The 5,938-nt window shown below is 69.8% G+C and carries 8 protein-coding genes and 1 rRNA gene; 4 read left to right on the forward strand and 5 right to left on the reverse strand.

The window, feature by feature from the left end; translation table 11 throughout:
* The coding region (locus VF697_RS31520; RefSeq protein ID WP_331100782.1) for an FAD-dependent oxidoreductase at positions 1-265 on the reverse strand (265 nt) is incomplete at its 3' end.
* A 229-nt stretch (positions 266-494) separates the two neighbouring features.
* Here VF697_RS31520 and VF697_RS31525 point away from each other — a divergent pair.
* The gene (locus VF697_RS31525; protein ID WP_331100769.1) at positions 495-920 is read left to right on the forward strand and encodes a hypothetical protein; all 426 of its coding nucleotides are present in this window, start codon (positions 495-497) and stop codon (positions 918-920) included.
* A 21-nt stretch (positions 921-941) separates the two neighbouring features.
* On the opposite strand, the gene VF697_RS31530 is transcribed toward VF697_RS31525, so the two are convergent.
* Positions 942-2,906 (reverse strand): ATP-binding protein, encoded by a 1,965-nt coding sequence (locus VF697_RS31530; RefSeq protein ID WP_331100770.1) that lies wholly within the window; start codon positions 2,904-2,906, stop codon positions 942-944.
* Positions 2,907-3,104: 198 nt separating this feature from the next.
* Here VF697_RS31530 and VF697_RS31535 point away from each other — a divergent pair, with 198 nt between their 5' ends.
* Together VF697_RS31535 and VF697_RS31540 are read left to right on the forward strand one after the other, a co-directional pair.
* Positions 3,105-3,455, forward strand: a complete 351-nt coding sequence (locus VF697_RS31535; RefSeq protein ID WP_331100772.1) for a DUF2007 domain-containing protein — start codon at positions 3,105-3,107, stop codon at positions 3,453-3,455.
* Between the two features lie 249 nt (positions 3,456-3,704).
* Positions 3,705-4,589 carry a tetratricopeptide repeat protein gene (locus VF697_RS31540; RefSeq protein ID WP_331100774.1) on the forward strand — a complete coding sequence of 295 codons (885 nt, stop codon included), beginning with the start codon at positions 3,705-3,707 and terminating at the stop codon, positions 4,587-4,589.
* A 13-nt stretch (positions 4,590-4,602) separates the two neighbouring features.
* Here the strand turns inward: VF697_RS31540 and VF697_RS31545 are convergent, their stop codons facing one another.
* Complete coding sequence (locus VF697_RS31545) at positions 4,603-4,899, reverse strand: hypothetical protein (protein ID WP_331100776.1); 297 nt, start codon at positions 4,897-4,899, stop codon at positions 4,603-4,605.
* Between the two features lie 63 nt (positions 4,900-4,962).
* Between VF697_RS31545 and VF697_RS31550 the strand changes: the two genes are divergently transcribed.
* A complete protein-coding gene (locus VF697_RS31550) occupies positions 4,963-5,166 on the forward strand; it encodes a SlyX family protein (protein WP_331100778.1) in 204 nt (67 codons plus the stop codon).
* Positions 5,167-5,187: 21 nt separating this feature from the next.
* On the opposite strand, the gene VF697_RS31555 is transcribed toward VF697_RS31550, so the two are convergent.
* Entirely contained in the window at positions 5,188-5,634 is a 447-nt protein-coding gene (locus VF697_RS31555; protein WP_331100780.1) for a hypothetical protein, read from the reverse strand.
* A 183-nt stretch (positions 5,635-5,817) separates the two neighbouring features.
* Positions 5,818-5,934 (reverse strand): 5S ribosomal RNA (rrf, locus tag VF697_RS31560).
* Between the last annotated feature and the right edge of the window lie 4 nt (positions 5,935-5,938).

A 5,938-nucleotide genomic window follows, 5' to 3' on the forward strand; every position in this document is an offset into this window, starting at 1 on the left:
AGCGCACGCCGCCGTGGATGAGGCGGGAGGAGCGGCTGGAGGTGCCGGAGGCGAAGTCCTCGCGCTCGATGAGGGCGACGCGCAGGCCGCGGAGGGCGGCATCGCGAGCGGTGCCCGAGCCGGTGACGCCGCCGCCGATGACGAGGAGGTCGAACTCCTGGGAGGCGAGAGCGAGCAGGCGCTCGGAGCGCGGCGCGGGCGGCTGGGGAGCAGGCGCGGGAAGGGCCGCGAGGGCGCCGGTGCCACGGCCGCGAGCGGGAGCCATCTGGGCGACGGGTTGAGGACGCACGGCAGGAGTGTAACGGCGGGAAGGCTGGGGAGCAGCAGGAAGCAAACGCAGCGCGTCAAGACTCCCACGGCCGAACACTTGGAGTGGCCACGCGGTGGACCAGCAGGCGCCCGGTACCAAGGACTGTCCGGAAGAAGCCCGAGGGGTGCGAGAGGGGGCGGCCGTGCATACCTCCTTGGGTGCCCGAGCCGAGCGGAGGTGGTGCGTGAAGACGGTGACGTACGAGCGCAACGGGAGGACGAACACGGGGGCCCAGGCGGTGCGCGTGGAGGGGATGCGCCACCTGCGGGTGCTGGAGCAGGGCGAGACGGTGGTGGAGAGGGACCTGACGGCGGAGGAGGTGGAGCGACTCCGCCCGTTGCTGGAGGAGGCGGCGCGGCAGCCGGCGCCGGCGGCGGTGGCCCCGGCGGCGGGGGGTCCGAGAGGGATGGCGGTGAGCCTGGCCTTCGAGGACGAGGAGACGCCGCGCGTGCGCCTGGAGGCCCACCCCGGGCAGACGGCGAGGGGCGCGGGGGAGCACTACGACGCGCTCCTGGCGGAGCTGGACGACTTGCTGACGGAGGAGCTGCACCTGCGCGCGCCGAGGCACGCGCACGCGGTGTTGCCGCACGAGCTGCGTCAGGAGGAGTAGCCCGGGCCTGAGGGGCGGGAGTCAGACGGTGGGAAAGGAGCCCGAACCGGCCTTGCCCCCGGAAGACGGCTCGATGGGCAGGGTGACGGTGAAGGTGGAGCCCTGGCCGAGCTGGCTCTCGATGCGGATGTCGCCGCCGAGGGACTCGACGATCTGCCTGACAATCCAGAGGCCGAGGCCGAAGCCGCCGTAGTGGCGCTCGGAGACGGCGCGCTCGAAGCGCTGGAAGATGCGGGCCTGGTTCTCGGGGGCGACGCCGATGCCGTGATCTCGCACGGTGAGGCGGGCGGTGGAGCCGTCCTGGACGACGGAGAGCTCGACGGGGTTCGAGGCGCCGTACTTGATGGCGTTGGAGAGCAGGTTGGTGACGACCTGCTCGAGCCGCAGGCGGTCCCAGCGCCCGACGACGGGCGACTCGGCGCGGAGGACGAGCATGCACCCGGCGCCGACGGCATCGGCCTCGGCGCGGTTGACGACATCCTGGAGCAGGGCGGCGAAGTCGACGGTCTCCCGCTCCAGGGCGAGCCGCCCGGCGCGGATGCGAGACACATCGAGGAGGTTGTTGACGAGCTGATGCAGCCGCTCAGCGGGGCGGCGGATGGCCTCGACGCGCTTGCGAGCGGGGTGCGGCTTCCCGTCGGCATCGGTCTCGGGCAGCGAGCGCCACAGGAGCTGGAGCTGGAGCTGGAGGGAAGTCAGGGGCGTCTTCAGCTCATGGGAGGCGACGGAGAGGAAGTCATCGCGGATCTGCAGGGCCTTCTGGAGGTCCTGGGCGAGCGCCTCCACCTCCCGTCGCGCGAGCACCTGCTCTGTCACCTCGGCGCACAGGCCCATGGTGCCGAGGATCTCCCCTTCCACGCCGCGCCAGGGCTGCCAGGTGAGGTCGAAGTACTTCACCTCCTCGTGACCGGAGCCGGAGAAGTCGGCGCGGATGGGGACCTCGTGGCCGACGATGGGAGTGCCCTTGCGATAGACCTCGTCGAGGAGCTGGAGGAGGTTGGGGTTGAGACCGGAGAGGGTGTCGTGGATGGAGCGGCCGGTGTGGAGGCGCTCGCCGACGAGGGTCTGCCCGAGCGGGTTGACGAGCTCGACGACGTGCTCGGCGCCGCGGGTGAGACAGATGGCGACGGGGGCCTGCATGAAGAGGGTCTCGAGCCGCTCGCGCTGGGCCTCGGCCTCGAGGTGGGCGTCGTGCTCGCGGGCGAGGAGCTGGGAGCGCTCGCGGTCCTCGCGGAAGCGGGAGGAGATGTCGCGGAAGACGATGACGGTGCCGAGGCGGCGGCCCTCGGAGTCGGTGATGGGGGCGTCGGTGTGCTCGATGGGGAGCTCGGCGCCGGTCTTGGAGAGGAGGAGGGCTTGGCGGCCGAGCTGGACGGGCCGGGCCTCCTCGGGAGCGAGGGCGAGGGGAGGAAGGGGCTCGCGTGTCTCGGTGTCCACGAGGCGCAGGACGCGGGCGAGGGGCTGACCGATGGCCTCGGTCTCCCGCCAGCCGGAGAAGTAGGAGGCGACGGGGTTGATGAAGCGCACGAGGCCATTGGGGTCGGTGGTGACGACGGCATCACCGAGGCTGCGCAGGGTGACGGCGAGGACATGGCCGTTGGCCTGGGCGGAGGCGCGAGCGGACTGGGCCTCGTGGAGGGTGGAGCGGACGCGGGCGCACACCAGGGTCATCAACACGGCGATGCCGGTGAAGAGGGCGGTGGTGATGGAGTGGTGGGCGGCGGAGGGTGGGGCGACGGCCTCGCGGAAGAAGAACTGGGTGACGAGGACGGAGAGGGCGGTGGCGAAGGCACCCGGACCGTTGCCGCCGATCCAGGCGGAGAAGATGACGGCGGAGAGGAAGAGGAAGTAGGGGGCGGGGGCGAGCCAGAGCCAGAGGGCCCACTGGAGGCCGAAGGCGGTGGCGACGGCGAGCAGGGCCAGCCCGTAGCGGGCCCAGGGGGGAGCGCGGAAGGGATCAGCGTCGTGGACGGGAAGGAAGGCCAAGTCGCACCCGGGGGAGCCGGACGGATAGACAGTCAACGGCGGCGAAGGAACGGGCGAGTCGGACTCACCTTCCCGTGCGAGTTGGAAACCGAGCACATGACCCCCCCTGAACTTGGGCAGTCTACCTGCTTGGCCGGGTGCTGGGCCAGCGAGGGAGCGAGGTTGCGGGAGAGTGAGGGGCACGACTAGAGAGGTTGTATGAAGCGAGTGCGGTTCTCGGTGCACCCGAAGGTGGGCGAGGCGAGGCTCCTGGAGGGGCTGCTCACGGGTTCGGGCCTGTCGGTGGAGGTGCGAGGGGAGACCCTGGCGCCGCTGGGCGGGGAGATACCGAGCACGGAGACGTGGGTGGAGCTGTGGCTGCCGGAGGAAGAGGTGGCGCGAGCGCGGGAGCTGCTGGCGGAGCTGGAGGAGGACGGGGAGGCGGCGACGAGGACGGTGAGCTGCCCCGGCTGCCAGGAGGACAATCCTGGAAATTTCGAGCTGTGCTGGAGCTGTGGGGAGGACCTGCCCTCGTGGCGGAAGTCGAAGCCGAGGCTGAGGGCGGTGTGAGGAGAGGGACGGGGGAGTAAGCCCGGCTGATTGCTCGTGGCACGCGGTGTCGCGAAGTGACCAGGAGGGGGGGCGGCGGGTCGTGCGGAGGAGGCGGCGAGTCTCTAGAGTCAAAGAGTCGTGTTGAACGAGCCCCCCGCCGAAACCACCCCCCAGGGTCCTCGAGGCCCTGAAGCACCGCCCCCCGCACGAAGCTCCCGAGTCCGATGGCGGGACCGGAGCCTGGGGAGCGCGCTGGTCGTCTGCCTGGTGGCGTTGCTCATCCACCTGATTCCGCTGTTCCTGCCGAGGGACATGCCGGAGCAGGACCTGGCGATCGCCCGAGCGATTCCGGACCCGGCGCAGCGGGTGCGAGTGCTGAAGCCGCTGAAGAACAACCCGAAGGCAACGGACGCGAACCTCAGGGAGGCAGCGGAGCTCTTGAGGGAGGGAGCGCCGCTGGACGCGCACGAGCTGGCGAAGGAAGCGGAGCGGAGGGAGCCGGCCTCCCTGGAGACGCAGCTCCTCTTGGCGCGCGTGTGCCATGAAGCGCGGATGAACCGGTGCGCGGAGGAGGCCTTCGGGAAGGCGGGGGAGCTGGCGCCGGGGGACCCGAGGGTGGACCTGCTGCGAGCGGACATCCGGGAGAAGGAAGGGGACGTAGGAGGGGCGCTGGAGTCGGTGAAGAGGGCGTACGGGAAGACGCCGGAGAACGCGGGAGTGGGAATCCGGTACGGGAGGCTGCTGAGCGCGGCGGGCCGAGGGGACGAGGCGGTGGAAGTATTGAAGAGCCTGGAGCCGAAGCTGGGCCGTCCGCGGGTGCTCGTGGAAGAGGGGTTGGTGAGGGAGGCGCAGGGGAGGACGAAGGAAGCGCGGGAGCTGTTCGCGACGGCGGTGGATGCGGATCCGAAGCTGGTGATGGGGTACTACCACCTGGGGATGGCGGCGTTCCGGGACGGAGACCTGGAGGGGGCGGCGGAGGCGCTGAGGGAAGCGGATCGCCTGGACATGTCGGACATGAGACCGCTGTCGGCACTGTGTGCGATCCAACGCCAGACGGGGCGCACGGACGACCTGATGGTGACGCGGCAGGACCTGGAGCGGCGCTTTCCGGAGCGGATGGCCGCGGTCAGGAGCGCCTGTCGCTCGGAATGACCCCTTCCCCGAATCACTCGGGAATGCCGCGAATGCGCCGGAGCAACCGAGCAGCCGCTTTCACCTCGCCATCCACCGAACCATTGGCGATCTCGGTCCGGACGACGGCCTGCAGGAAAGGCAGTGCCTCATCTTCCCGGCCCTGCTCGACCAACAGCTCACCGAGGGCGATGCGAGCCCGGGTGAGCATCACGAGGTCCTCGGCCTGCACGGAGGCGTCGATCGCATCACTCAGGGCGGACTCCGCGAGCTCGGGCCGACCGCGGTCGATGAGCTCTCGGGCGCGCTGGAGGTGGCGGGAGGCATCCATGGGGCACTCCGGGGAGAAGCCCGCGAGGGACAACCAGGGGGAGACCGGGTTATCCCAGGGGGCATGGACGACGAGTCGCGGATTGTGGAGCTGGAGCTGCGCTACATGCAGCAGCAGGAGCTGCTGCAGCAGCTCAACGAGGTGATGTACGCGCAGCAGCGCGAGCTGGACGCGCTGAGGGCGGATGTGGAGTCCCTGAAGAAGAAGCTGGAGGGGGAACCGGGGCTGGTGGATGCGAGGCAGCAGGAGAAACCGCCGCACTACTGAGAGCGACCAGGCCGCTCCTGGCTAGAACCGCCACCCGAGGCGCAGACCGATATGGGGCTTGGGCTCAAGGTAGCCGATCTCGATGCCGAAGCTGACGGAGCGCCCCTGGTAGCCGAAGCCGAAGGCGCCGTGAGCGCGAAAGACATCGCCCTCGAAGTAGATCCACGGGCCGACGAGGAGTTCCAGGTACAGGGGAGTACGCCCGGGCCGGATGCGCAGATCGAGGTCCAGGGGGATGCCGAGGGTATTGGGCTGGGTGGCGAGGAGCGCGCCGAAGCGGGTGCCGACGGAGAGGGGGCCGAAGAAGACGAAGTCGACGGCGCCGGTGAGGCTGAAGAAGGCGCCGTTGTCGATGTGGTAGTCGCCGCCGAGGGTGAGCCGGAAGTCAGCCGCCTCGGAACGCTCCGGAGCGAGGAAGACGGCGAGCGCGAGGAGACCACCGAGGAAGGGACGCAGCAGCTGCTTCATGAGCGAGGCGCTCCTGTGCTTGAACGGGTGGAACACCAATCAAGCAAGCTTGGAGAGGCCTCGCCAGAGCGAAGATGCGGAGCGCGTCACGGAAGACATTGTGTCGCGGAGACAGACCGAGAGCCCGCAAAGGCGAAGGCCCCGAGTCCTCACGTACATGAGAACTCGGGGCCTTCAAAAAAAATCCGGCAGCGACCTACTCTCCCGCGCGGTTTCCCGCGGAGTACCATCGGCTCTGGAGGGCTTAACTTCCGTGTTCGGGATGGGAACGGGTGGAACCCCTCCGACATAGCCACCGGAAACT

It is taken from the genome of Archangium sp., assembly GCF_036388035.1.
In the GTDB taxonomy this organism is placed as follows: domain Bacteria; phylum Myxococcota; class Myxococcia; order Myxococcales; family Myxococcaceae; genus Archangium.